The organism is Pseudomonas sp. P7758 (assembly GCF_013386485.1).
In the GTDB taxonomy this organism is placed as follows: Bacteria; Pseudomonadota; Gammaproteobacteria; order Pseudomonadales; family Pseudomonadaceae; genus Aquipseudomonas.
Map to the genome: position 1 here is coordinate 1 of NZ_JACARS010000073.1, position 26,272 is coordinate 26,272.

The window sequence follows — 26,272 nt, forward strand, 5'->3', positions numbered from 1 at the left end:
GTCATCGTTAACGACCTTCGCGAGCAAGCCCGCTCCCACATTTGGACCGTGTCCGCCTTTGATTTTGCGGTTGCTTCACCCCACTCAAGCCGGCTGGTAGGCCGCTGTGAGAGCGCAACCCGATAGCGGCCATAACCGCAGCAACGGATATGCCCCCAACCCCATCACCCCAATTTCACATTCATGATAATCCGCGCGGTAAACACCAATTTCCCCTCCGCATCCAGCATCTCCACCGGCACCACCTTGTCACCCGCCGTTTGCCAGTCGATACCTTCGCCATTGGCCGTCGCCGTCACGCTGCTCTTGGCCTTGGCCAGATACTCCACCGTCATCCCCTTGGGAATCCACCGCGCACCCGCCGGCACGGAAACGTCCGTCATGGTACCCGCCGCCAACTCCGCCGCGTTGCACATGGCAATGGCATGCACCGTGCCCAGGTGGTTGGTGATGGCCTTGCTGAACGGCACTTCCACCGAGGCAAACCCCGGACGCAACTGGGTCATCAACGGATTGATGGTGCTGAAGTAGGGCGCCATCTGGCACGCCAATTTGCTGAACGCTTCGGGGCCAACGCTGTTGAACATGCTCAGGGCCTGACTCATGGTGCTGCCTCGCTGATTAAATGAATTTTACGGAATCTTGTTCCGTTACAGAATAATGTTCTGTAACGGAACAGTATTCTGCCCATGGGAAATCTGTCAAGCTGCCCGGGCTTATTCTTCTTCACTGACTGAGTTCCTGTTCAGCATGCAAACCCCGGATCTGCTTCAGCGTTGCTTCCCTGGCCGAAGGGCCGAATTGAAGCGCGATATCTTCAAGGCAGCCCTGGACCTGTTCAACGAGCAGGGCCTTGAAGCCACCACCATCGAGATGATCCGCGCGCGCTGCGATACCAGCGTCGGCGCCATTTATCATCACTTCGGCAACAAGGAAGGCCTGGTCGCCGCGCTGTTTTTTACCGCGCTGGAGGATCAGGCCGAATTGCGTGGGCGCTACCTTGAATCGGCCAAAACGGCGAAGGAGGGGGTGTACGCACTGGTCCACAGCTATGTCGATTGGGTGGACAGCGAACCGCAGTGGGCGCGCTTTCAGTACCACGCGCATTTCGCGGTGACCAAGGGCCCGTTCGCCGCTGAACTGGAAAGCCGCAATCAGGCGCGCAATGCGTTGCTGAAGGAGTGGATGGTGCTGCCTGGACGGGGTGATCAGCTCAGCCAGGTGCCCGCCGAACTCTTGCCATCACTGATCATCGGCCAGGCCGACAGCTACTGCCGTGCCTGGCTGGCCGGGCGCTCGGCCAGCAGCCCTCGGGTGTACCGGGAAACCCTGGCCGAGGCAGCGTGGCGCTCGGTGGGCGGCGCTTAGGGCGTCGCGTGCATCACGCACAGGGTGCGGGCGTTATCCCCACCCGATAGCGCTCGTCAAAATCATCCGCCAACTGTGCCAGCGTCACCTCTCCCAAACGCTGCAGCAGCAACGCCTGGGCATCGTCAAACGCCTGGTTCAGCGCCGCATTGACGGCCTGTTCCACCAGGCATTGCGGATGATCGGTGGACAGGCCGACGGCAAAGATCGACGACGTGCCAAGGGCATTGTGGATGTCCAGCAGGGTGATTTCACTCAGCGGCTTGCCCAGCATCCAGCCGCCCTGATGGCCTTTTTCCGAACGCACATAACCTTTCTCCTTGAGCAGGCCCAGGGTGCGGCGTACCACCACCGCGTTGGTACCAAGCATCTGCGCGATGGTCTCCGAGGTGGCGCGTTCCTCGTGGCGGCCCATGTGGATCAGCACATGGAGCATGCGCGAAAGCCGGGTGTCGTTTCTCATCTGCAAGCCTCTGGAGTTCCTGCCCGAAAGTATCGTTCGTAACGATTGGAGTTGCGAGACGCTTGACGAGGTATTTTTATGTAACTTATGGTGTGTCGTGAGTGCCCGGCAACCGATGCAAGGGCCACCAGAGAGGTCATCTTCATGGTTTACGACGTGATTATCGTCGGCGGCAGCTACGCCGGAATGTCTGCCGGGCTGCAACTGGCGCGGGCTCGGCGCAAGGTGCTGGTGATTGACGCCGGGCAGCGGCGCAACCGGTTTGCGGCCACGTCCCACGGTTTCCTCAGCCAGGATGGCCAGCCGCCGGAGCTGATCGCTGCCGAAGGGCGAGGGCAGTTGATGGAATATCCGACGGTGACCTGGGTGCAGGACACCGCCGTTGAAGCGACTCGAAACCAGGATGGCTTCGTGGTGCAAACCCGTTGCAACGGTGAGTTCAACGCTAAACGCTTGATTCTCGCTACCGGCGTGGTGGATGAGTTACCCGAGGTCGAGGGGTTGAAGGAGCGCTGGGGCAAGCATGTGTTCCATTGCCCGTATTGCCACGGCTATGAACTGGATCAAGGCCGCATCGGCGTGCTGGCGACGTCGCCACTGGCCATGCATCACGCGATGCTGCTGCCGGACTGGGGCACCACCACGCTGTTTACCAACGGCGCATTTGTGCCGGATGCCGAGCAGCAGGCGCAACTGGATCGGCGCGGGGTCAGCGTCGAAAGCTCGGCGGTGCGGCGGATTGTCGGTGAGCGGGCGGAGGTGGAATTGGCAGACGGGCGGATGATCGTGCTGGACGGTATTTTCACCCTGTCCCGTACGCGCATGGCCAGCCCATTGGCCGAGCAGTTGGGCTGTGAGTTTGTCGAAGGGCCGACCGGGCCCTACCTGCTGACCAACGAGACGCGCCAGACCACCGTGCCCGGTGTGTTTGCCTGCGGCGATGCCAACCTGGCCGGCGGCTCGGTGGCGCTGGCGGTCGGCGAGGGTGTGCGCGCCGGGGTGGGCGCGCACTTTTCGATGATCTTCAACTGAGGTCAGCGCACCAGGCACGGCCGCTTGTTATCGAACGTCCAGCCCGGAATCATGAACTGCATCGCCACGCTGTCATTGCGCGCACCCAGGCCCATGCCTTTGTACAGTTCATGGGCGTGGGCCACGGCGTCCATGTCGATGTCCACGCCCAGGCCCGGTTTGGCCGGCACCTTGATGTGGCCGTCGACAATCTTCAGCGGAGCCTTGGTCAACCGCTGGCCGTCCTGCCAGATCCAGTGGGTGTCGATGGCCGTGATTTCCCCCGGCGCGGCGGCGGCCACCTGGGTGAACATCGCCAGGGAAATGTCGAAGTGATTATTGGAGTGCGAGCCCCAGGTCAGGCCCCATTCGTGGCACATCTGCGCCACGCGCACCGAGCCCTGCATGGTCCAGAAGTGCGGGTCGGCCAGGGGAATATCCACGGACTGCAACTGGATCGCATGCCCCATTTCCCGCCAGTCGGTGGCGATCATGTTGGTGGCGGTGGGCAGCCCGGTGGCACGGCGGAATTCGGCCATGACTTCGCGCCCGGAGTAACCGTTTTCCGCGCCGCAAGGGTCTTCGGCATAGGCCAGCACATGATGCTGGTCGCGACACAGGGCGATGGCTTCTTTCAGTGACCAGGCACCGTTGGGGTCCAGGGTGATGCGCGCATCGGGGAAGCGTTCGGCCAGTGCAGTCACCGCCTCGATTTCGTCGCCGCCGCGCAGTACGCCGCCTTTGAGCTTGAAGTCATTGAAGCCGTATTGCGCCTTGGCCGCCTCTGCCAGACGCACGATGGCTTCGGGCGTCATGGCCTGTTCATGACGCAGGCGGAACCAGTCTTCGGCATCGCCTTCGCTGCGATAGGCCAGGTCGGTTTGCTGGCGATCACCGATGTAGAACAGGTAGCCGAGCATCTTCACCGCGTCGCGCTGCTGGCCTTCGCCGAGAAGGGCCGCCACCGGGACTTCGAGGAATTGGCCGAGCAAATCCAGGAGTGCCGCTTCCATCGCCGTGACGGCATGGATGGTGATGCGCAGGTCAAACGTCTGCAAACCCCGGCCCGCCGAATCCCGCGCGGCGAAGGTCTGGCGCATGGCATTGAGAATGCTCTGGTACTGGCCGATGGGCTTGCCGATCACCAGGCTGCGGGCGTCTTCCAGGGTCTCGCGGATGCGTTCGCCGCCGGGTACCTCACCGACGCCGGTACGGCCGGCGCTGTCGGTAAGGATCACGATGTTGCGCGTGAAAAACGGCCCGTGGGCACCGCTGAGGTTGAGCAGCATGCTGTCGTGACCGGCCACCGGGATGACTTGCAGGCCGGTCACGACCGGGGCGCTGTTGGCGTGGTGCTGGTGTTCTGTGTTCATCGTGTAGTCCTTATTTGCTCAAGACGGGGGCGGGTTGCAGCACGCTGCTGGTGGTCGGGCCGGGCAGTGTCCTGGCGAAAAACACCAGGATGGCCGCAAGGATCGAAGTGCCCGCCAGGCCATACAAACCGCCCTGGATCGAGCCGGTGGTCTGTTCCAGGAAACCAAAGGTGGTGGGCGCGACAAACCCGCCGAGGTTGCCGATGGAGTTGATCAATGCGATCACCGCCGCGGCGATGCGTGCATCCAGGTAACCCTGGGGAATCGGCCAGAACAGCGAGGACGCCGACTTGAAGCCGATCGCCGCGAAGCAGATGGCGATAAAGGCAAAGATCGGCCCGCCGGTAGTGGAGAGGAACATGCCGACGGCGGCGATCAACAGCGCCGCAGCGACCCAGGCTTGCTGGAACTTGAATTTGCCCGCCAGTGCCGCGAAGGCGTACATCGCGATGATCGAGATCAACCACGGGATGGAGTTGTAGAAACCCACCTGGATGTCGCTCAGGTCGCCCATCTTTTTAATGATGCTCGGCAACCAGAAAGTGGCGGCATAGATCGTCAGTTGGATGCAGAAATACAGGGCGCAGAACAGCATGATCTGACGGTCCTTGAGCAGCTTGCCCAGGGTCGGCTTGACCGTGGTGGCGGCGTCACGCTCGCGCTGTTCGCGGTCGATCTCGCCCACCAGCGCATCCTTTTCTTCAAGGCTGAGCCACTTGGCGTCGTGGGGTTTGGAGTCCAGCCAGAACCACACGAAAAAGCACAGCAGCACCGACGCCATGCCTTCGATGATGTACATCCACTGCCAGCCATGCAGGCCCAGCCCGGTGATTTGCAGCAGCACGCCGGACAAGGGGCCGGAGATCAGCGAGGCGAGGGCCGAGCCGCTGAGGAAGATTGCAATCGCCTTGCCGCGTTCGACGCCGGGCAACCAGCGAGTGAAGTAGTAGATCACCCCGGGAAAGAAGCCCGCTTCGGCCACGCCCAGCAGAAAGCGCAGGATGTAGAAGTGGGTTTCGTTCTGGATAAAGGCCATCAATGTCGCGGTGATGCCCCAGGTGAACATGATGCGAGTCAGCCAGATGCGCGCGCCGACTTTTTGCAGGAGCATGTTGGACGGCACTTCGAACAGCGCGTAGCCGATGAAAAACAACCCGGCGCCGAAGCCGTAGGCGGCCGCACCAATGCCCAGGTCGTGCTCCATATGGGTACGCACAAAGCCGATGTTGACGCGGTCGATGTAGTTAACGATGAACATGATCACGAACAGTGGGAGCACATGGCTCTTCACCTTCTTGATCGCGCGGGCCAGGACCGGGTCGGTGGCAGGCGCAGCTGTCGCAGGGCTGGAAGGGGTCACGAGGTCAAACTCCCACTGATTATTGTTGTGCGGGGACGTATTTGGGTTGCCAGAGATGTCAGACAACTTGATAGACATCATACAACTGCATTTTCAAAGATGGCAACCCTCTGTAGGAGCGAGCTTGCTCGCGAAAATCGTCAACGATTGCGCGGTTTTGTGCAATGTTTGCGCTGCGACGGGGTTTTTCGCGGGCAGGTTCGCTCCTACAGGTATTTGTTTGTTGTCATACAAGTTGGCTCGTCTAAGAATGCTAGTATTGCCAGGCGCCCCAGAACGGAATTCCTGATGCAAAACCCCAGCTCGGCACCTCATCGCAAGCGCTCCCCGGGCCTTGCCCACGACATCGTCACCGCATTGACCCAGCAAATTCTCCTGGGACAGATGGCGCCGGGTGAGAAGCTGCCATCCGAGTCCGCTATCGTGGGCGAGTACGGCGTCAGTCGCACGGTGGTGCGCGAAGCGCTTTCCAAATTGCAGGCCGCCGGGCTGGTCGAAACCCGCCACGGTGTCGGCACCTTTGTGCTGGAGCGCGACGAGCGCCACGGCCTGCACCTGACCCACGACACCGCGGCCAGCGTGCGCGGCATTCTTGAACTGCGCATGGGCCTGGAAACCCAGGCAGCCGCCCTGGCAGCCTTGCGCCGTACCGATGAACAACTGCAGCAGATGCGCCAGGCACTGGATGATTACCAGGATTCACTCGCCAATAACGACAGTGCCGTTGAGCCTGACGTGCGCTTCCATCGCCTGATCGCCCAGGCCACCGGCAACACCTATTTCACCGACGTGATTTATCACCTGGGCCACTCGGTAATCCCACGCACCCGGATCAATGCCGAGGAACGCGGCGACGCGGACCTGATGGCGCTGGGGCGCCTGGCGAACCTTGAGCACGAGGCGATCCTGAAAGCCATCCGCCGCCAGGACCCGGACGCGGCCCGGGCCGCCATGCTGTTGCACTTGAGCAACAGCCTGGAGCGGATGACAGGAGAGTAGGCGGGGCTATTTGCTGTCCAGGAAGTCCAGCAGCGCGGCATTGAACAGCGTCGGGTCCTGCAGGAATGCGAAGTGGCTGGTGTTCGGCAGAATCAGCAGGCCCGCTCCCGGAATGGTCGCCGCGATGTATTCGGTGTGTTCTCGCTTGATCGCCTCATCGTGGTCGCCGTCGACAATCAGGATCGGAGTCTTGATGGACGCCAGTTGCGCGTCGGTCCAGTTGGGTTGGCTGGCCCACATATGGCTGATCTGCTCGACGAAGGCGTCGTACTCTTTTGGCGTCGGCGAGTGCCTGGCGTACTCCTTGCCGGCGCGCTCGATGAAGGCGGCGAAGGTCGGGTTTTTCTCTACGCCATCCTTGACCCCGGAGGTCTGGGTGTTGGCGGCAAAGGCGAACACCTTGCCGATACGGTCGGGGTGGCGCAGGGCAAGATCGATACCGATGATTGCGCCGTCGCTCCAGCCGACGATATCGGCACGGGGGATTTTCAGGCTGTCGAGTACGGCGACCACATCATCGGCCATCAAGTCGTAACCGAAGGGGTTCTCGTCCCGGGAACTGCGCCCGTGGCCACGGCTGTCGAGGCTGATGACCGTGTGTTTGGCAGCCAGCGCCTTGACCTGGTTGCCCCAGTAATCGGAATTGGACAGGCCACCGTGCAGCAGGATCACCGGCGAACCATGCCCGGTCTTGGTGTAGTAGACCTTGATGCCATTGACGGCGGCATAGCCGGTCTTGGCCCCCGCAATCGGCGCCGGGGTGGGCGGAAGGGTTTCCCAGCGTTCCGCGGCCTGAACCCCGGAGAGGGACAGCAACAGGCAGACAGCTGCCAATAAGCGACGTGACATGGCGATTCCTTTTTTGTGAGCAGGTTGAGGTCATCCGGCCAGATGTGCGCTCGACTCTAGCACCGTGCCTACCTTGGGAAACACGCATTTTTTCCTATCAAAAACGCCCTTTGGAAAGAGAAAAATACAGTTATATCAATGGAATAAATTTGTCTTTTGCAGCGGGTGAGCTAAAGGTTTCAACTGGTGGTTTTTTCGGTCATTCCCGGCAGGGGCATTTTCTTCAATACCGCGATCCGTCCTCCCCTTAAGGTTCAGCTCATACCTGCACAACAACAAGGAACTGCAATGAGCTTGATCATTTCCATGGCCGCCTTCGCCCTGGCCACGTCCATCACCCCGGGACCGGTGAATGTGGTGGCCCTCAGTTCAGGCGCGCGCTTTGGGTTTGCCGCCAGCCAGAAGCATGTAGCCGGGGCCGCGCTGGGGTTCACCTTGCTGCTGGTGCTGATTGGCCTGGGGCTGCATGAGGTGCTGGTGCGCTGGCCGCTGCTGACCCAACTGATTCAATGGGGCGGGGTGGCGTTCCTGTTGTACATGGCCTGGAAGCTGGCAGTGGACGATGGGCGCCTGGACGCTGAAGGCACGGCCGCGGCGCCGTCGATGCTCTATGGGGCGATCATGCAATGGGTCAACCCCAAGGCCTGGCTGGCGTGTGTGGCAGGCATGGGGCTGTTTGTCGCCGAGGGCGATGCGCAGCAAGTCTGGCTGTTTGCGACGATCTACCTGGTGATTTGCTACTTGTCGGTGGCGTGCTGGGCGTACGCCGGGACGTTCCTGCGCCGCTACCTGAGCAATCCCCAGGGCATGCGCCTGTTCAATCGCTCGATGGCCGCCTTGTTGGTGGCCAGCGTGGGGTATCTGCTGCTGGCCTGATTCAGCCGCGATATTGCCCGGGCGTCGCCGCCAGGTGCTGTTTGAACGTGCGCTGGAAATGCGCCTGATCAGAAAAGCCGGCCGCCAGTGCGACGTCGGCGATCAACTGGCCGCTGCGCAACTGGGTGCGGGCAAACTGAATACGGCGATTGACCAGGAATGCGTGGGGCGTCATGCCGTAATACTGCTTGAACGCACGAATCAGGTACGACGGCGACAGTTCAGCCGCCTGGCAAATGTCTTCGAGCTTCAGGGCCTCGGTGCAATGTTCGCGGATATAGTCGGCGGCGCGCTCAAGCTTGTGATTGACCTCGCGCACCGGGGTCTCCGACGGGTTGAGGCGTTGTTGCACCTCGGTGAAAAAACTCACCACCGCACTCTGCTTGTGCAGGTGTTCGGCGTGGTTGTCCACCAGCACCTCATACAGCTCGTTCAGCCCGCGGTACAGCGCGACATCCGTGGTTTGGGTGGCGGTGAACGGAAGAAAGTCCTGGTCCTTGCTGAAACCCAACTGATGCTGCAGGTCGGTCAGCCAGGCCGTATCGATATACAGCATGTGATAGGACCAGGGCAGATCATCAATGGGGTTGCAGGCGTGGACATCCCCGGGATTCATCAAGACCACGGTGCCGGTGCTGATCTTGAAGGTCGATGCCCCATGGATGTACAGGCTCTGCCCGGCCGTGATCGCGCCGATGGAAAAGTGCTCGTGGGCGTGGCGGGTGTAGCAGACCTTCCGCCCGTCGGCGATGGTGCGAGCCTCAATGAACGGCAGGCGTTCGTCGCGCCAGAAGGACGGGGCAGTCGGTTCGAGGGGCGATCGCATCACTACAAGTCTCACCGGGAAACAATGCAGTGAATGATTACACAGAAACCGGCCTGCAACGTTTCATTTCATGGTTTCGGGTTCCATTCTGCGCAGGAAACCGATCCGCGGATCTACGCCGTTGATGGCGTCTGCCAGGGAAAGGGGTTGCTTCGCCGCCGCTCGCGCCTCATCGGCGCCTACCAGCAAGTGCTGGTCAATCACGATGCTGGCAATGGCCAGGCTGCGTGGCGAGGTGAAGGTGTTGGGTACCACAGGGCCCGGCCCATAGACGGCAGGCAGCTCGGCAAAACGTTGGGCAATGACCGTCGCGTGTTGCTGCCCGTTGGGAATGGTGCCGCGCGCGTACGCTGACCAATCGATCGGCAGCGGGCTGCCTTGGGTATTGCCGGTGCGCAGGGCCTGTTCGAATATTTGCAGGGTCAGGCCCGGTAATGGGGCAACCTTCAGTTGCTTTGGGAGAAATTCGTAGAAGCGCTTGTCGCCGGCGTACCTGCACAACACCAGCACCCCGAATCTCCCGATGCCCGATGTCTGCCCGCCAGCACTGGCGCGTGACGTTTGCAGGCGATGGAATTCCAGGCTGCCATATTCCATGCCTTTACGGCTAAGCAGGGGCAGTTGTGACATCCAATACACGATCGACTGTAGCAGCGCGGCGCGCACCGCCGTGTAGCGCTTCTCGAACTCGGCCGCGAAAGTGGAATGGATTGACCCCAACTCATCGAACCGTGACGCCATGCTGGCGAAATCAACGTCCTTGAGGGTCGAGCGCCATTGCGTTGTGCCTTTGGTCAGCTTGCCTGCCATGTGCAACTGAACCAGGGAAACGGCGGTATTGGCGGCGATATCCGGCTCCGAGCGGTTACCAGGCCTGGCCTGCCATTGTATGACCATTCGCTCCAGATCGGTGCTACCGGCAAACACCCGCTGAAGATCCTGCAAGGCTATCTCATACAGGCTGGTATGCCCGTTCTTCTTCAACTCGGAACTGATCTGCAACTGGTTGAGCTGCTCGTTCAACGCGGCAATGGCGCGATTCTTCTGCGTGGTACTGTGCCCATCAACGTTTTTGGCCAGTACTCCGTTGGCCACGGCCCAGTCGACGATCGGCAGACTGCCTCGGCGAACCCGGCGGGAGGGCATGATGAAGTAGATCACCGCCATGAAGTCGGTGAAGCGCATGGCCCGTGATGCACCCGGTGTTTCAGCTTCGATCAGGTCCACGTATTGCTTGAAATGTACCCAGGTATGGGAACTCATGTACGACACCTCATCAGGGATGTCCCGCACCAGGAATTCCGGGGCGATGCCCGCCAGCAACAGGTGCGCGGCCATGGGTACGGCGCTGGTGCGCAGGACCTTGAACTGGACCATGGCTTCTACGGCGTTACGGACTTCATGGAAGGTCAGGCCCCAGTTGTAGGAATCGGTCAGGTCATAGCCGGCGACAGTGGCCCGCTGCTTACCAGCATTCGCGTCCAGGCTGAGAATCAGTGCGGCAAACAACAGTGCGTTTCTGCTGGCACGGGTGTTTGCAGCGCTGGCGTGTTCACCGTACCAGCCCACGGTTTCCGATAGCCGCGCGGCCAGTGCCTGGGCCGGGGGCGATGCCAATAGTTGGTGCAGCAGCAGATCAGCCTCGGCGCGCACCTGGTCACGGTTTTTTTCGCCGACGATTGTTTCGCTCAGGTAGTCGAACAGTTTTACGTCCTGGTTGGGCAGGAAGGCGGCGACGGTCTGCAGCACCTGTTTGCGTTGCGCCGCCAGCAGTGGCATCACCTGCAATGCCCGCCAGTAGTTGCCGTGGCGTGGCTGTTTGGTTGTCGGGATGCGCAGGATGCGTGCCGTGGCATGGGCTTCGTCACGGGTAGCCGGTAGCGCCATCTGGTAGAGGTTGAGTAACTGGCGCAAGCTGACCTGGCCATTGGTGCTGATGCGCCCGCCGGATTGGCGGGCCAGTTCCAACAGGGGTTCGGCCATCGAGGTCAGGCTTGAAAGCGGTGTGTCCGCACGGGTGAGTACCTTGGGCGCATTGTCCAGCGCGTAACCACTGAGTTCGCCGTCCGCGTTCAGTACATACACCCGGGCAAGGTTGAATTGGCGGGTGGCGCTCACGCGTTGAAAGGCCGATTCCTGGCGCAAACCTGCGAGCAGTTGCGCCCCTTTGTCCACCAGCATGGCGAAGGGCGAGTCAGCCGCCAGGTTGAACGTCATGTCCAGGGTGCTAGTGAGCTGCGTATCGAGGGTGATCGACTTGAGTGCTGCTTGCATGGTGTAACGGTCATTGAGGACTGCGATATGGCGCATGTGTTTGCTGACGGCCACCAACGAGTGGGCGGCCGAGCTGACATAGGGAAACGTCGCTGCGCTGGTGGCGCGCAGTTGTTCCACGAGGACCTGAACGTCCCCTGCACTGGCAGGACGGGGTAGCCGATACGCCGTCATCAGCGCGGCCAGGCTGAGGCTGGCGTCCGGCAATATGTCGGTATGGGCGAGATTGGCCAGGCGCTCCAGCTCATCCCATTGCTGATTCAGCGCTGAGTTGTTGGAGCGATCCAGAGGTGAGGTATTGGCCTCGCGGCCGTCGGTCACGGCGATCACTACTTTTTGGTCGACGGAATAGCGGTAAGTGGGGGCAGCGCCTTGACTGGCAGGGTTGAGGCTCGCGAACTCTTCTCCCTGCGTCACGGCGTAAAGCAGCTGTGCCGCGTACTTTAAGGTGCTCGACAACATTGAGTCCGAGTCCAGCGTGCATCGTTGCAGATAGAGCTGCAGCCAATCGAAAGGCGGGCTGCCGTTTGTACTTTGTTCCAGGAGCGTCTGCAGCGCATCGGCCAGTTGTTGGTAATCCCGCTGCTCCTCGGTCAAGCGCTTGCGCAGGGTGGATTTGAGCCGCCCGCTTTCATCGACACCGGGCAGCGTGTCGAGGGTATGGATCTCTTCGAGAATCACCTGAGCCTGCAAATGATTGGTCGGTACCGGGTAGCCATAGAAGGGCAATACCAGGTTCAGAGGCAGTGTCCTCGAATGAGGTTCGACGAGGTTTTCCATGAATGGCAAGCCGGCGTTGACCGTATCGATAATCTGCACCACCTCCAGGATCGGATTCGCGACGCGCCACCAATCAGAGTCTTTGTCCAGGGTGAAGGTGTACGGTGTTTTGACCGTGCCTTCCAGGATCGTGGCCTGCAGATCGCCGCCCCGAAACACCAGGCTCGCCAGTTCCAGGTCATGGCGTGAGGCCCACTCACGGAAGGCCGGGCGGCCGATGGCGTCACAGAAGAGCCGCACCCAGCGACCGAGCATGGTATTTTCCGGCACGCTGATCAAGATGGGTTCGGTTGCCGGGGTGGTGCCTTGGGCAACCAGTCTGATCAAACCGGCGATCAGTTCGGCGATCAGCACTTGATCATCCTTGAGGCGCAATGCCTGGTGCTTGATCAGGTCCAGGGCGGAGGGAGAAATATTCTTCAACAGGTGGGACAGAAAGGGTAAGTCATCCATGGCGTTCAGGCTCTGTGCAAGGTCGCCCACGTGCTATGGGCGACCGGAGCCTGCATCGTCGGATGGGCCGGGCCAGAACAAAAGACGTACCTTCCTGATGGGATGTAGCCCGAGTCGACTGCCGTTGCGGGCGCTACGGCAGTCTGGCGTTTGGGCTCAAAAATCCCAGCGGGTCGCCAATTGCAGGCTGCGCGGCTCGCCGTAGAAACCGGTACCGAAGTTGCCCAGGCCGGTGTAGTACTTTTTGTCGAACAGGTTCTTCACGTTCAACGTGGTGCTCAAGTGCTCGTTGAAGCGGTAGCGCGCCATGACGTCCACCAGGAAGTAGCTGTCCTGGGTAATGCGTGAGTTGTGGCCGAAATTCACCGAGTCGTTGGGATCGGGCTGGAACACATTGCCGAAGAACTCGCTCTGCCAATTCACGCCGCCACCCACGGTCAGGTTCTCCAGGGCGCCGGGCAGGCGATAGCTGTTGAACAACCGCACCACTTGCTGGGGCGTGGTGGTTTGCAGCACGGAGCCGTAGACGTAATCGCCGTTGGCGTCACGGCTGTGCTGGTAGGTGTAGCCCGCCGAGACGTTCCAGCCGTCCAGCACTTCACCGGCCAGTTCGACTTCAAAGCCCTTGGTGGTGGCGCCGGCAATCGGGCGATACACCGAGTCGGTCTCAAACCCGGAAACGTACTGCGCAACGTTGTCCTGTTCGATGCGAAATGCGGCGAAGCTGGCGTTCAGGCGGCCGTCGAAAAATGCTGCCTTGAGCCCGGCTTCGTAGGTGTCGCCTTCAATCGGATCGAGCAACTTGCGGTCGGCGTCCTTGCTGTTTTGCGGTTTGTAGATCTTTGTGTAGCTGGTGTACACCGACCAGATGTCATTCAGGTCGTAGACGATACCGGCATAGGGCGTGACGACGCCGGTCTGGCGGTAGGTGAAACGGTTGTCGGCCTTGGTCGGGTCGTAGAAGTCGGTGTTGTCGGTGCCGCTGAAGTTGCTGACGCGGGTGCCAAGGATCACCGACAGGTCATCGGTGGGCTTCAAGCGCGTGGCCAGGTACGCGCCGGTCTGGCGTTGCACGATGTCGTTCTGGCCGCTGCGGGGAATGTCAGGCTTCGGGTATTCGCCGCGCCAGTCGTAAATGCTGCCGCCCACGGGCGGGTAGATCGAACCGTACACCGGCACGTCCTGCTTCGAGCGGGTGGCCATGAAACCCATGATCAATTCATGCTCGCGCCCGAACAGGCTGAAGGGGCCATTGAGGTTGATGTCCAGGGTGTTTTGCACCTGGTCACCCTTGTACTTGCCCATGAACATGTACATCCCGTCACCCGTGACCGGGTCCGGGTTGCCGCCGCTGGCGGAGGCGAGCAGGGTGTCGTGTTGGCTGCGCTTGCGGTCGAGGCTGACTTTCAGCGACCAGTCGTTCGCGAGCTTTTGTTGCACCGAGGCAAACAGGGTCTGGTTCTGGAAGTCGCGGCGGCTCCAGTCGGCGGCCGGGTTGAAGGACCGCGAGAAGTCGGTGCGTGAACCGTTGCTGAAGTACATCGGGAAGCCGGTCCAGCTGGCGCCACGGGAGCGGGTGTCCTGCTGGTCGATGCCGAAGGTCAGCAGGGTGTCCGGCGTCAGGTCGGCTTCGAGGATGCCGTAGGCAATGTCCTTGGTGTTCTGGTAGTGGTCCAGGTACGACTGGCGATCCTGATACACGCCGACGAAGCGCCCGCGCACGTTGCCGGAGTCGGTCAAAGGCCCGGAAATATCGCCTTCGGTGCGGTAGTTGTCCCACGAGCCGAAGGTCTGCGTGACCGACGCCTTGAAGTCCCGGGTGGGCTTTTTGCGAATCAGGTTGACCGTGGCCGAAGGATCGCCGGAGCCGGACATCAGGCCGGCTGAGCCCTTGATGATTTCCAGGCGGTCATACACCGCCATGTCGGTGCTGGTGGTGCCGTAGTCATACACGCCGTCGTAGGTGGAGTTGACCCCGTCGTACTGGAAATTGGTGATCGGCAGGCCGCGGCTGGAAAATTCCCAGCGCTCGCTGTCGTAGTTCTGCACGCTCACACCGGGCGCACGGCGCAGGGTGTCGGCGATGCTGGTGGAGCCCTGGTCGTCCATTTGCTGGCGGGTGATCACTGTTACCGACTGCGGCGTCTCGCGCATCGACAACGCCAGGCCGGTGGCCGAAGCCATGGCGCCGGTGGTGTAGGAGTGCGTATCTTCGGTGGTGGCGCCCAGGCCTTCGCCGGAGATGGTGGTGGCGCCCAGTTCCAGGGCGCCGGTGTTGGCCGGGACCAACTCCAGCACGTAGCCGTTGTTGCCCTGGGGCACGGCCTGCAAGCCGCTGCCTTGCAACAGCCGTTGCAAACCGCTGGCCGGGGTGTAGCTGCCGTTGAGGCCCGGGCTGGTTTTGCCGCTGGCCAGGCTGTTGTGGCCGGCGAAAAAGATCCCGGACTGCTCGGCGAAGCTGTTCAGCACGTTGACCAACGAACCCGCGGCGATGGTGTAGTGGCGGGCCGCTTCCTGAGTCGACGGTGACTCGGCGGCTTGCGCGTCGAGCGCGCCCAGGCACAACAAGGTAGCAGTAACGGCCAGCGCCAGCGGGCGCAAAGTGAAGCGAACGGGTTGCGACATGAACATTCCCTTTGGATCAAATCGATCGGCGAATTGAAAGCATCTGCAGGGTTTACCGAACGAGTTTTGGAAAAGGGAACTGACGGCTGAAAGTTTTTATGCGCCTGGGTGTTTGGGCCTGACCGTGACCCACCACGGCATGAGCGTGTCGACCTGAATCGGCAGCGCGGCCTGTAGCAGGCGCAGTGCGTGGTCGCTGTCTTTGAGGGGGAACGAACCCATTACCGGCAATTGCGCCACGGCTGGATCACAACCCAGGTGGCCGGGGCGAAAACGATTGAGTTCGGCGACCAGTTGGCCAAGCGGCAGGTTGTCGGCCAGCAGTACGCCACGGCTCCAGGCCTCACGGGTGGCGGATGCGGGTGAATGGAGATTGAACCCATCGCGGGTGAAGGCCACTTGTTGCCCGGCCTCGATGATTCGTTGTTGCCGGCTGGCGGCGGTGCGCACTTCAACCCTGCCTTCAAACACATTGAGCAAAATGCTGTCGCCGTCCTGCAACACGCTGAAGCGGGTGCCGAGTGCCCGCAGGCGACCCTGCTCAGTCTCCACCAGAAACGGGCGGTTCGGGTCCTTGGCGGTCTCGATCAGCACTTCGCCGAAACGCAGGTGCAGCAAGCGCTGGACCCGGTCAAAACGTACATCCAGGGCGCTCAAGGCGTTCAGCCACAGGCGGCTGCCATCGTCCAGCAGCGCTTCGCGGGTTTCACCGCCGGCGGTTGCGTAATCCGCACTCCAGCCTCCCACCAACCGGGGCAGGGCGGTGTTGCGCCAGGTGCCCCAGGCCAGCGTTGAACCGGCACACAGCACCAGCAGGGTCTTGAGCGTCTGGCGCCGAGAGCTGCGCAACGCACGGCTGGCGCTGTGGGATTGCTCGGCCAACGGCGCAAAGCGTTGGCTGACCCGTTCTACATAGCCCCAGGCGGCCTGGTGTTCCGGACTTTGCCCGAGCCATGCCTGCCAGTGCTGGGCAGCCTCTGGCTGATCCTGCAGGCGTACGTACCATTGGGCCGCTTGCTCAAGGCTGGCATGGCTGAGCTTTCCGGGGCTGTTCACTCCACGAGCATCCCGTCCAGTTCGGCTTCCAGCACCGCGCAATGCAGCAGCGCCTGGGCCAGGTATTTTTTCACCATCCGTTCGCCTACCCCGAGCTGTTCGCCGATCTGCTTGTAGGGCAGGCCGTGCAACTGCGCCAGCAGGAATGCCTCGCGGACTTTGTGGGGCAGCCGCGCGAGCATGGCGTCCACTTCGTACAGGGTTTCGACAATGATTGCCCGCTGCTCCGGCGACGGTTGCAGGGCTTGGGGCCGGTCCGCGAGGCTTTGCAGCCACGCTTGTTCCAGTTGGCGCCGGCGCCAGTGATCAATGCACAACCCCCGGGCGATGGTGGCCAGGTAGGAGCGCTCCCGCGTCTCATCGGCGTCGGCCGGCGGGCGCTTGAGTACCCGGATGAAGGTGTCATGGGCCAGGTCCGCCGCATCCCAGCGATTGCTCAGGCGCCGGCGCAGCAGCCCCAGCAGCCAGGAATGGTGATTGCCGTAGAGGTCGCTGAACGAGGTGGACGGGGTCGACACAGTATCCATGTGGCGCAGAAGCCTTGGCGTAAATAAGAATTGGTCGCGATTAAACCAAAGGGTCGGGCACTGCGCAAATGATATTGGTTTGCTTTTGCGGCGTTGTCAGCGCCCACGCTTTTCGGCAATCCATGCGGTGGCCAGGTCGATAAAGGCCCGCAGTTTCGGTTGGCTCTGGGTTCGGGCGGGGAAATACAGGTACAGCCCGCTGCTTGGCGGTACGAAAGATTGCAACACGGGCTCCAGTGCGCCTGAAGCCAGGTCCTCCATGACCTCGAAATCACTCACGTACGCCAGGCCCTGGCCGGCCCGCGCGGCGGCGATCATCAGGTTGCGGTCATTGACGATCAACCCGCCTTGAACGCCGACCGTAAATTCCCGGCCCGCCCGCTCGAATTCCCAGCGGTGTGCCATGCCCGAGGTCAGGAAGCGATAACCGATGGTTTGATGGGCCGTGAGCGCTTCCGGCGTTGTCGGCTTGCCGGCCTTGGCAAAGTAGGCGGGAGAGCCCACCACCGACCAGTTCAGGTCCGGGGTCAGGCGCACGGCAACCATGTCTTTGTCGATGGATTCCCCCAGGCGAATACCGGCGTCGAAGCCCTCGGTGACCAGGTCCACCGTGGCATCGTCGAGGGAAATATCCAGTACCACATCGGGAAAGGCCTCGCGAAAACGCGGGATCAACGGCTCGATCAGCAACTTGCCCGACAACCTTGGCACCGTCAGCCGCAGGGTGCCCATGGGCCGGTCGCGGTAGCCACTGAGGGCCGCCAGCGCTTCGTCAATCTCCCCGGCGGCGGGGCGCAGGCGGCTGTAAAGCGTCATGCCGGCCTCGGTCAGCGCTACCCGGCGCGTGGTGCGCTGGAACAGCACCACACCCGTGCGCTTCTCCAGGGTCTTCACCGCATGGCTGACCGCGGTCGGTGTTACGCCGAGGCGTGCAGCGGCCTGGGTGAAGCTCTTCAGTTCGGCCACGGCGAGAAATTCGGTCAAGCCATTGAAGGGATCAAGGTTCATCGGTCAGCCATTATGAAATTCTGTTTCAGAGTGCTTGTAGCACGAGACGGTTTTTCAGGCTAATGCCTCAGCGTACCTTGGCTTCACATTCACTCCATCAGGTACGGATCATGACAACGGCACATTCCTTCAAGCGTGTTTGGCTGGTAACCGGGGCTTCCCGGGGCATCGGCGCGAAAATCGTCGCGGCAGCTCTGGCCCACGGTGATGCGGTGGTGGCGACGGCCCGCAACGCCCATACCGTCACCGAACGCTTCGGCGAGCAACCCGGGCTGCTGGCGGTGCAGCTGGACGTGACCGACGAATCCCAGGCTGCCGACGTTGCCCGTGCCGCCATCGAGCACTTCGGGCGCATTGATGTGTTGGTCAACAATGCCGGTTTTGGCCTGCTGGGCGCGGTGGAGGAGGCGTCTGCCGATGAGATTCGCCGCTTGTATGAAACCAACGTGTTCGGGCTGCTCAATGTCACTCGCGGTGTATTGCCGTTCATGCGCCAGGCGCGCAGTGGGCACGTGATCAATATTTCGTCGGTGGGCGGCTTCCGTTCGGGGGCGGGATTCGGCACGTATTGCTCGACCAAGTTTGCCGTTGAAGGGTTGAGCGAGGCGCTGCACGCAGAGTTGGCACCCTTGGGCGTCAAGGTGACGGTGGTGGAGCCGGGTTATTTCCGTACCGACTTCCTGGATGGCAACTCCCTGGTGGAGTCGCCCTTGATCATCGACGACTACGCCGCCACGTCCGGCGAGGTGCGCAAGCTGGCCAAGGTCTACAACCAGCAGCAACCGGGTAACCCGGAGCTGCTGGCAGTGGCCATGATCAAGCTGGTGGAAGCGCCGCATCCGCCGATGCGCCTGGCCCTGGGCACCGACACGTTGCAGGCGATTGAGGACAAGCTGGCCTACGTCAAGGAAGAGACCGCTGCCTGGCGTGAATTGTCGGCCTCAACCGATTTCTGACACCCAATGGCTCGACAGCTGCTACGGTGGTTCTACTGCTAGGGGCCGGGCACCAAAAACGCCGCCTCCAGCAGTTGCCGGGTGTAGGCATGCTGGGGGTTGGCGAAGATCGCGGGTGCATCTCCCTGTTCAACCGCCTGCCCGTGTTTTACTACCATCAGTTGGTGACTCAAGGCCTTGACCACCGCCAGGTCGTGGCTGATGAACAGGTAGGTCAGGTTGTACTTGGCCTGCAGGTTGCGCAGCAGATCCACCACCTGGCGCTGCACGGTACGGTCGAGGGCCGAGGTCGGCTCGTCCAGCAGAATCAGCCGGGGCTTGAGCACCAGGGCGCGGGCAATAGCGATGCGCTGGCGTTGGCCGCCGGAAAATTCGTGGGGGTAGCGATTGCGGGTTTCCGGGTCCAGGCCCACTTCCTTCAGCGCGGCGATAATCGCCGCTTCCTGCTCGGCGGCAGTGCCCATCTTGTGGATACGCAGGCCTTCGCCGACGATCTCGCTCACGCACATGCGCGGGCTCAGGCTGCCGAACGGATCCTGGAACACCACCTGCATTTCCCGGCGCAGTGGGCGCACCTGTTGCTGGCTGAGCTTGTCCATCTGATGGCCTTCGAAGCGAATGCCACCCTTGCTCGCAATCAGCCGCAAAATTGCCAGGCCCAGGGTGGATTTGCCCGAGCCGCTTTCACCAACGATGCCCAGCGTCTGGCCCTGGGGCAGGCTGAAGTTGATGCCGTCCACCGCCTTGACGTAATCGACGGTATTGCGCAGGAAGCCTTTCTTGATCGGGAACCAGACCTTCAGGTCATCGACTTCCAGCAACGGTGGGCCGACTTCATTGGTGGCGGGCCCGCCGCTGGGTTCCGCTGCCAGCAGCTCCTGGGTGTAAGGGTGCTGCGGCGCCTCGAACAAGGTTTCGCATTCGGCCTGCTCGACAATGCAGCCTTTTTGCATCACGCATACCCGGTGGGCGATGCGCCTGACCAGGTTCAAGTCGTGGCTGATCAACAGCAAGGCCATGCCCAGGCGCGCCTGCAGTTCCTTGAGCAGCTCCAGGATCTTCAACTGCACGGTGACGTCGAGTGCCGTGGTCGGCTCGTCCGCAATCAGCAACTCCGGCTCATTCGCCAGGGCCATGGCGATCATCACCCGCTGGCGCTGGCCGCCGGACAGCTCGTGGGGCAGGGCCTTGAGGCGTTTATGGGGCTCGGGGATGCCCACCAGTTCCAGCAACTCCAGGGTGCGTTTGGTGGCCACCTTGCCGGTAAGCCCCTTGTGCAGGCCGAGCACTTCGTTGATCTGCTTCTCGATGGAGTGCAGCGGGTTCAGCGAAGTCATCGGCTCCTGGAAAATCATCGCAATCCGGTTGCCGCGGATATGCCGGATGGTCTTTTCCTTCAGGGTCAGCAAATCGTGGTTGGCGTACTGGATCGTCCCCGACGGGTGACGCGCCAGCGGGTAGGGCAGCAGGCGCAAAATCGAGTGCGCCGTGACCGACTTGCCCGAGCCGCTTTCGCCCACCAGTGCCAAAGTTTCGCCGCGCTTGATATCGAAGCTGACGTTGTTCACCACCCGCTGGTGGCTGTTGCCTACGACGAACTCGACGGAGAGGTCGCGGACTTCGATCAGATTGTCCTGATTCATCTCATTTCCTCGGGTCGAAGGCATCGCGAGCGGACTCGCCGATAAACACCAGCAGACTCAACATGATCGCCAGCACGGCAAACGCACTCATGCCCAGCCACGGCGCCTGCAGGTTGGATTTGCCCTGGGCCACCAGTTCACCCAGGGACGGCGAGCCGGCCGGCAGGCCAAAACCCAGGAAGTCCAGCGCGGTGAGGGTGCCGATCGCGCCGGTCAGGATGAACGGCATGAAGGTCATGGTGGAGACCATGGCGTTGGGCAGGATATGGCGGAACATGATCGCGCCGTTCTGCATCCCCAGCGCCCGCGCCGCCCGCACATATTCCAGGTTACGCCCGCGCAGGAACTCGGCGCGCACCACGTCCACCAGGCTCATCCAGGAAAACAGCAGCATGATCCCCAGCAGCCACCAGAAATTGGGCTGCACGAAACTGGCGAGGATGATCAGCAAATACAGCACCGGCAAGCCCGACCAGATCTCCAGGAAGCGCTGCCCGGCCAGGTCGACCCAACCGCCGTAGAAACCCTGCAAGGCCCCGGCGATCACGCCGATGATCGAACTGAGTACGGTCAGCGTCAGGGCAAACAGCACGGAAATCCTGAACCCGTAGATCACCCGCGCCAGCACATCGCGGCCCTGGTCATCGGTGCCCAGCAGGTTGTCCCGTGACGGCGGGGCCGGTGCCGGAACTTTCAGGTCGTAGTTGATGCTCTGGTAGCTGTACGGAATCGGCGCCCACAAGGTCCAGGCATTCTTGGCCTTGAGCAGCTCCTGGATATACGGGCTCTTGTAGTTGGCTTCCAGCGGGAATTCGCCGCCGAAGGTGGTCTCGGGGTAGCGCTTGAGCGCCGGGAAATACCAGTCGCCGTCGTAGTGCACCGCCAGCGGCTTGTCGTTGGCGATCAGCTCGGCGCCCAGGCTCAGGCCGAACAGGATCAAAAACAGCCACAGCGACCACCAGCCACGCTTGTTGGCCTTGAAACGCTCGAACCGGCGACGATTGAGGGGGGATAGATTCATCTCAATGCTCCCGGCTGGCGAAGTCGATGCGCGGATCGACCAGGGTGTAGGTGAGGTCGCCGATCAGCTTCACCACCAATCCCAGCAGGGTGAAGATAAACAGGGTGCCGAACACCACCGGGTAGTCGCGGTTGATCGCCGCTTCAAAGCTCATCAGGCCCAGGCCGTCGAGGGAGAAGATCACTTCCACCAGCAACGAACCGGTGAAGAAAATGCCGATGAAGGCCGACGGGAAGCCGGCAATCACCAGCAGCATCGCGTTGCGAAACACATGGCCGTACAGCACGCGGTGGTTGGTCAGGCCCTTGGCCTTGGCGGTGACCACGTACTGCTTGTTGATCTCGTCGAGGAAACTGTTTTTGGTCAGCAGGGTCATGGTGGCGAAGTTGCCGATCACCAGGGCGGTCACCGGCAGGGCAAGGTGCCAGAAGTAATCGAGGACCTTGCCGCCCCAGCTCAATTCATCAAAGTTGTTGGACGTGAGCCCGCGTAACGGAAACCAGTCGAAGTAACTGCCGCCGGCGAACACCACGATCAGCAGGATCGCAAACAGGAACGCCGGGATCGCGTAGCCGACGATGATCGCCGAGCTGGTCCACACGTCGAAGTGGCTGCCGTGCCGCGTAGCCTTGGCGATCCCCAGGGGGATCGACACCAAGTACATGATCAGGGTGCTCCATAATCCGAGGGAGATGGACACCGGCATCTTTTCCTTGATCAGGTCGATGACCTTCGCATCGCGAAAGAAGCTGTCGCCAAAATCCAGCCGGGCGTAGTTCTTGACCATGATCCACAAGCGTTCCGGCGCCGACTTGTCAAAGCCGTACATCTTCTCGATTTCCTTCACCAGCGCCGGGTCCAGGCCCTGGGCGCCGCGGTAGCTGGAACCGGCCACCGAGACTTCGGCACCGCCCCCGGCAATCCGGCTGGTGGCGCCTTCAAAGCCTTCGAGCTTGGCGATCATCTGCTCCACCGGGCCACCCGGGGCGGCCTGGATGATCACAAAGTTGATCAGCAAAATGCCGAACAGGGTCGGGATGATCAGCAGCAGTCGACGAAAAATATAGGCCAGCATCTCAGTCGCCCCCGCTCGCCGGATCGGCGCTCTGGTTGGTGTCCACGGTTATCGCAGGTTTCACGTCGGGTTTGCTCCACCAGGTGGCGGTGCCGACGTCATACCGTGGCGAGACCTTCGGATGGCCGAGGTGGTCCCAATACGCCACGCGGAAGGTCTTGATGTGCCAGTTGGGGATCACGTAGTAGCCGAACTGCAGCACGCGGTCCAGGGCCTTGGCGTGGGCCACCAGGCTCTTGCGCGAGTCGGAGTCGATGAGTTCTTCCACCAACTGGTCGATGGCCGGGTCTTTCAGGCCGATGTAGTTGCGGCTGCCGGGCTTGTCGGCGCTGGATGACTTCCAGTACTCGCGCTGCTCGTTACCGGGCGATGAGGATTGCGGGAAGCTGCCCACCACCATGTCGAAGTCCCGGGAACGGATGCGGTTGATGTACTGCGAGATGTCGACCCGGCGAATCACCAGGTCGATCCCCAGGTCTGCCAGGTTACGCTTGAACGGCAACAGGATGCGTTCGAACTCGGTCTGTGCCAGCAGGAACTCGATGGTCACTGGCTTGCCGGTGGTGTCGACCATCTTGTCGTCGACGATCTTCCAGCCGGCCTCTTGCAGCAGTTGATAGGCCTCGCGCTGCTGGGTGCGGATCATGCCGCTGGCATCGGTCTTCGACGGCTCGAAGGCTTCGGTAAACACCTGGGGCGGGATCTTGTCCCGCAGCGGTTCAAGAATCGCCAGCTCATCCGGGCCGGGCAGGCCGGTGGCGGCCATCTCGGAGTTTTCGAAATAGCTGCGGCTGCGGGTGTAGGCGCCGTTGAACAGTTGCTTGTTGCTCCATTCAAAGTCCAGCAACAGGCTGATGGCCTTGCGCACCCGCACGTCCTGGAACATCGGCTTGCGGGTGTTGAACACGAAGCCCTGCATGCCGGTGGGGTTGCCATTGGGAATTTCTTCCTTGATCAGGCGGCCCTGGGTGACGGCGGGGGTGTTGTAGGCATTGGCCCAGTTTTTCGCGCTGATTTCCAGCCAGTAATCGAACTGCCCGGCCTTGAGGGCTTCGAGGGCCACGGTGTTGTCGCGGTAGTAATCGGTGACCCGGTAATCGAAGTTGTAGAAACCCTTGTTGATCGGCAGGTCCTTGGCCCAGTAGTCCTTGACCCGCTCATAGCGGATCGAGCGCCCGGCCTTGACCTCGGCCACCTTGTACGGGCCGCTGCCCAGCGGAATCTCCAGGTTGCCCTTGGAGAAGTCGCGGCCCTCCCAGTAATGCTTGGGCAACACTGTCAGTTGCCCAAGGATCAGCGGCAGTTCGCGGTTGTTGGTGCGCTTGAACTTGAACAGCACCCGCAGCGGGTCTTCGGCGATCACTTCGTCGACATCGGCGTAGTAGGTCTTGAAGATCGGCGAGCCGTCCTTCATCAGTGTCTGGAAGCTGAACACCACGTCTTCGGCACGGATCGGGTGGCCGTCGTGGAAGCGCGCTTCGGGGCGGATGTAGAAGCGCACCCAGCTGTTGTCCGGGGCCTTTTCGATCTTGCCGGCCACCAGCCCGTATTCGGTGATGGGTTCGTCCAGGCTTTGCTGGGCGAGGGTGTCGTAGATCAGGCCGATATCATCTGCCGGCACGCCCTTGCTGATGAATGGGTTGAGGCTGTCGAAGCTGCCCATGCTGGATACGCGGAAGGTGCCACCCTTGGGGGCATCCGGATTTACGTAGTCGACGTGTTTGAAATCGGCGGGGTACTTGGGCGGTTCGTTGTAGAGGGTCAGGGCATGTTGCGGGGCCGCATTGGCCGCGGCGCAAAACAGCAGGCTGCCAAGGATCGCAGTACGCAAAGGTATCATTGGGCTTTCTCCGAAGCTTTCAGCCACCATGCGCTCAGGCCCAGGCTGTAGGGCGGCGTGGTGACGAAGGCGAACCGGTTGCGGTACGCCAGGCGATGATAGTTGAGGTACCAGTTGGGAATACTGTAGTGCTGCCACAGCAGGACGCGGTCCAGCGCCCGGCCGGCGGCCAACTGTTCTTCACGGGTTTGCGCCGCCAGCAGTTGGTCCAGCAGGTGGTCGACCACCGGGTTGGCGATGCCTGCGTAATTCTTGCTGCCCTTGATCCCCGCCTGGCTGGAGTGGAAATACTGCCACTGCTCAAGGCCGGGGCTGAGGGTCTGGTTGAGGGTCATCAGAATCATGTCGAAGTCGAACTGATCGAGGCGTTGTTTGTACTGCGCGCGGTCTACCGTGCGCAAGCGGGCATCGACGCCGATGCTTGTCAGATTCTCGACATAGGGCTGCAGGATGCGCTCCAGGTTCGGGTTCACCAGCAGAATCTCCAGCCTCAGCGGCTGCCCGTCACTGTTGAGCAAGCGTTGCCCGGACAGCTTCCAGCCGGCGTCCGCCAACAATGCGAGGGCGCGGCGCATCGTGTCGCGAGGAATGCCACGACCGTCGGTCTGGGGCAGGCTGAATGGCTGGGTAAACAGGTTGGCCGGCAGTTGGTCGCGATAGGGCGACAGCATCAGCCACTCATGACCGGTCGGCACGCCGGTGGCGGAGAATTCGCTGTTGGGGTAATAGCTGAGGCTGCGTTTATAGGCGCCGCTGAACAGGGTGCGGTTGGTCCACTCGAAATCGAACATCAGCCCCAAGGCTTCGCGGACCTTGGCCTGGCTGAAAGCCGGGCGCCGGCTGTTCATGAACAGGCCCTGGCTCTGGGTCGGTATCTGGTGGGCGATCTGCGCCTTGATCACATCGCCACGGTTGACCGCCGGGAAGTTGTAGCCGTTGGCCCAGTTCTTCGCCTGGTGCTCGATATAGATATCGAACTCGCCGGCCTTGAACGCTTCGAAGGCCACGTCGCTGTCGCGGTAAAACTCCACCTCGACCTTGTCGTAGTTATACAAACCCCGGTTGACCGCCAGGTCCTTGCCCCAGTAATCCTTGACCCGCTCGAACACCAGTTGTCGCCCGGGGCTGACCTTGCTGATGCGGTAAGGCCCGCTGCCCAGCGGCGGCTCGAACGTGGTGGCCTTGAAGTCGCGGTTTTTCCAGTAATGCTGGGGCAATACCGGTAGCTCGCCCAGGCGCAGGATCAGCAACGGGTTGCCGGCGCGCTTGAACACAAAACGAATGCGATGCCGGTTAAGAATGTCGACCCGGGCCACTTCCTGCAGGTTGGTGCGGTACTGCGGGTGGCCTTCGGTCAGCAGCGTGCGATAGGAAAACGCCACGTCGTAGGCGGTGATCGGCTTGCCATCGTGAAACCGCGCTTCAGGGCGCAGGTTGAACACCACCCAGCTGCGGTCCTCGCTGTATTCCACCGATTGGGCAATCAGGCCGTAGCTGGAGGTGGGTTCATCGCCGGAAGGGGCATATTGGCCGGTGCCGACCATCAACGGCTCATTGAGCTCGTTGACGCCATATTGCAGGAAATTGGCGGTGGAAACCGGGCTGGAACCCTTGAAGGTGTACGGGTTGAGGGTGTCGAAAGTGCCAAACGCCATGACCCGCAAGGTGCCGCCCTTGGGCGCTGCGGGGTTTACCCAGTCGAAGTGGGTGAATTTGGCCGGGTACTTGAGCGTGCCGAACTGCGCATAACCGTGGCTCTCGGTGATGGTCGCGTTCGCGGAAAAGCTCAAGGCCAGACTTATTAGTAGAAGGAGGGGACGCTTCAAGTCAGGGATCCGATCCAGGCGGCTTGGGCTTTATGAACCGTACAGTAACAGCTTGTTCCGATT

General features: G+C 61.5%; 21 protein-coding genes. 5 read left to right on the forward strand and 16 right to left on the reverse strand.

The window, feature by feature from the left end; genetic code table 11:
* Nucleotides 1-164: 164 nt before the first annotated feature.
* Nucleotides 165-605 (reverse strand): hotdog fold domain-containing protein, encoded by a 441-nt coding sequence (locus tag HX873_RS16470; protein WP_008435232.1) that lies wholly within the window; start codon nt 603-605, stop codon nt 165-167.
* 145 nt (nt 606-750) lie between these two features.
* Here HX873_RS16470 and HX873_RS16475 point away from each other — a divergent pair, with 145 nt between their 5' ends.
* On the forward strand, nt 751-1,368 hold the full coding sequence (locus HX873_RS16475; RefSeq protein WP_032899370.1) for a TetR/AcrR family transcriptional regulator: 618 nt from the start codon (nt 751-753) through the stop codon (nt 1,366-1,368).
* Between the two features lie 13 nt (nt 1,369-1,381).
* On the opposite strand, the gene HX873_RS16480 is transcribed toward HX873_RS16475, so the two are convergent.
* Nucleotides 1,382-1,831 (reverse strand): Rrf2 family transcriptional regulator, encoded by a 450-nt coding sequence (locus HX873_RS16480; RefSeq protein WP_087692404.1) that lies wholly within the window; start codon nt 1,829-1,831, stop codon nt 1,382-1,384.
* A gap of 144 nt (nt 1,832-1,975) precedes the next feature.
* On the opposite strand from HX873_RS16480, the gene HX873_RS16485 reads away from it, so the two are divergent.
* Complete coding sequence (locus HX873_RS16485) at nt 1,976-2,863, forward strand: NAD(P)/FAD-dependent oxidoreductase (protein ID WP_177122911.1); 888 nt, start codon at nt 1,976-1,978, stop codon at nt 2,861-2,863.
* A gap of 2 nt (nt 2,864-2,865) precedes the next feature.
* Here the strand turns inward: HX873_RS16485 and gudD are convergent, their stop codons facing one another.
* Both gudD and HX873_RS16495 read right to left on the reverse strand, forming a co-directional pair.
* Nucleotides 2,866-4,215 (reverse strand): glucarate dehydratase, encoded by a 1,350-nt coding sequence (gene gudD, locus HX873_RS16490; protein ID WP_177081469.1) that lies wholly within the window; start codon nt 4,213-4,215, stop codon nt 2,866-2,868.
* A gap of 10 nt (nt 4,216-4,225) precedes the next feature.
* Entirely contained in the window at nt 4,226-5,575 is a 1,350-nt protein-coding gene (locus HX873_RS16495; RefSeq protein WP_008435222.1) for an MFS transporter, read from the reverse strand.
* A gap of 288 nt (nt 5,576-5,863) precedes the next feature.
* On the opposite strand from HX873_RS16495, the gene HX873_RS16500 reads away from it, so the two are divergent.
* On the forward strand, nt 5,864-6,574 hold the full coding sequence (locus tag HX873_RS16500; protein WP_003207438.1) for a FadR/GntR family transcriptional regulator: 711 nt from the start codon (nt 5,864-5,866) through the stop codon (nt 6,572-6,574).
* 6 nt (nt 6,575-6,580) lie between these two features.
* Here the strand turns inward: HX873_RS16500 and HX873_RS16505 are convergent, their stop codons facing one another.
* Nucleotides 6,581-7,423, reverse strand: a complete 843-nt coding sequence (locus tag HX873_RS16505; RefSeq protein WP_177122912.1) for an alpha/beta fold hydrolase — start codon at nt 7,421-7,423, stop codon at nt 6,581-6,583.
* A 288-nt stretch (nt 7,424-7,711) separates the two neighbouring features.
* Here HX873_RS16505 and HX873_RS16510 point away from each other — a divergent pair, with 288 nt between their 5' ends.
* Entirely contained in the window at nt 7,712-8,299 is a 588-nt protein-coding gene (locus HX873_RS16510; protein WP_177122913.1) for a LysE family translocator, read from the forward strand.
* Between the two features lies 1 nt (nt 8,300).
* Here HX873_RS16510 and HX873_RS16515 read toward each other — a convergent pair whose 3' ends face one another.
* The 6 genes from HX873_RS16515 to HX873_RS16540 form a co-directional block, all read right to left on the reverse strand.
* A complete protein-coding gene (locus tag HX873_RS16515) occupies nt 8,301-9,125 on the reverse strand; it encodes an AraC family transcriptional regulator (protein WP_177122929.1) in 825 nt (274 codons plus the stop codon).
* A gap of 63 nt (nt 9,126-9,188) precedes the next feature.
* Entirely contained in the window at nt 9,189-12,632 is a 3,444-nt protein-coding gene (locus tag HX873_RS16520) for a hypothetical protein (protein WP_177122914.1), read from the reverse strand.
* A 156-nt stretch (nt 12,633-12,788) separates the two neighbouring features.
* Nucleotides 12,789-15,257 (reverse strand): TonB-dependent siderophore receptor, encoded by a 2,469-nt coding sequence (locus HX873_RS16525; protein WP_371318397.1) that lies wholly within the window; start codon nt 15,255-15,257, stop codon nt 12,789-12,791.
* 96 nt (nt 15,258-15,353) lie between these two features.
* The gene (locus HX873_RS16530; RefSeq protein ID WP_177122916.1) at nt 15,354-16,313 is read right to left on the reverse strand and encodes a FecR domain-containing protein; all 960 of its coding nucleotides are present in this window, start codon (nt 16,311-16,313) and stop codon (nt 15,354-15,356) included.
* Nucleotides 16,310-16,840, reverse strand: a complete 531-nt coding sequence (locus HX873_RS16535) for a sigma-70 family RNA polymerase sigma factor (RefSeq protein WP_177035467.1) — start codon at nt 16,838-16,840, stop codon at nt 16,310-16,312. The genes HX873_RS16530 and HX873_RS16535 overlap by 4 nt, the downstream gene beginning before the upstream one ends.
* Before the next feature lie 96 nt (nt 16,841-16,936).
* A complete protein-coding gene (locus HX873_RS16540) occupies nt 16,937-17,848 on the reverse strand; it encodes a LysR family transcriptional regulator (RefSeq protein WP_003207454.1) in 912 nt (303 codons plus the stop codon).
* Nucleotides 17,849-17,958: 110 nt separating this feature from the next.
* Here HX873_RS16540 and HX873_RS16545 point away from each other — a divergent pair, with 110 nt between their 5' ends.
* The gene (locus HX873_RS16545; RefSeq protein ID WP_177122917.1) at nt 17,959-18,804 is read left to right on the forward strand and encodes an oxidoreductase; all 846 of its coding nucleotides are present in this window, start codon (nt 17,959-17,961) and stop codon (nt 18,802-18,804) included.
* Between the two features lie 38 nt (nt 18,805-18,842).
* Here the strand turns inward: HX873_RS16545 and HX873_RS16550 are convergent, their stop codons facing one another.
* Genes HX873_RS16550 through HX873_RS16570 form a run of 5 tightly spaced genes read right to left on the reverse strand, consistent with a single transcriptional unit; the run spans nt 18,843 to nt 26,209 of the window.
* The gene (locus tag HX873_RS16550; RefSeq protein ID WP_177122918.1) at nt 18,843-20,447 is read right to left on the reverse strand and encodes an ABC transporter ATP-binding protein; all 1,605 of its coding nucleotides are present in this window, start codon (nt 20,445-20,447) and stop codon (nt 18,843-18,845) included.
* 1 nt (nt 20,448) lies between these two features.
* Nucleotides 20,449-21,468: an ABC transporter permease gene (locus HX873_RS16555; protein WP_003207460.1), complete on the reverse strand. Its 1,020-nt coding sequence runs from the start codon at nt 21,466-21,468 to the stop codon at nt 20,449-20,451.
* A 1-nt stretch (nt 21,469) separates the two neighbouring features.
* Nucleotides 21,470-22,543: a microcin C ABC transporter permease YejB gene (locus HX873_RS16560; protein ID WP_008435207.1), complete on the reverse strand. Its 1,074-nt coding sequence runs from the start codon at nt 22,541-22,543 to the stop codon at nt 21,470-21,472.
* A gap of 1 nt (nt 22,544) precedes the next feature.
* On the reverse strand, nt 22,545-24,383 hold the full coding sequence (locus tag HX873_RS16565) for an extracellular solute-binding protein (protein ID WP_003207465.1): 1,839 nt from the start codon (nt 24,381-24,383) through the stop codon (nt 22,545-22,547).
* On the reverse strand, nt 24,380-26,209 hold the full coding sequence (locus HX873_RS16570; RefSeq protein WP_008435204.1) for an extracellular solute-binding protein: 1,830 nt from the start codon (nt 26,207-26,209) through the stop codon (nt 24,380-24,382). Before HX873_RS16570 ends, HX873_RS16565 begins: the two co-directional genes overlap by 4 nt.
* Nucleotides 26,210-26,272: the final 63 nt, after the last annotated feature.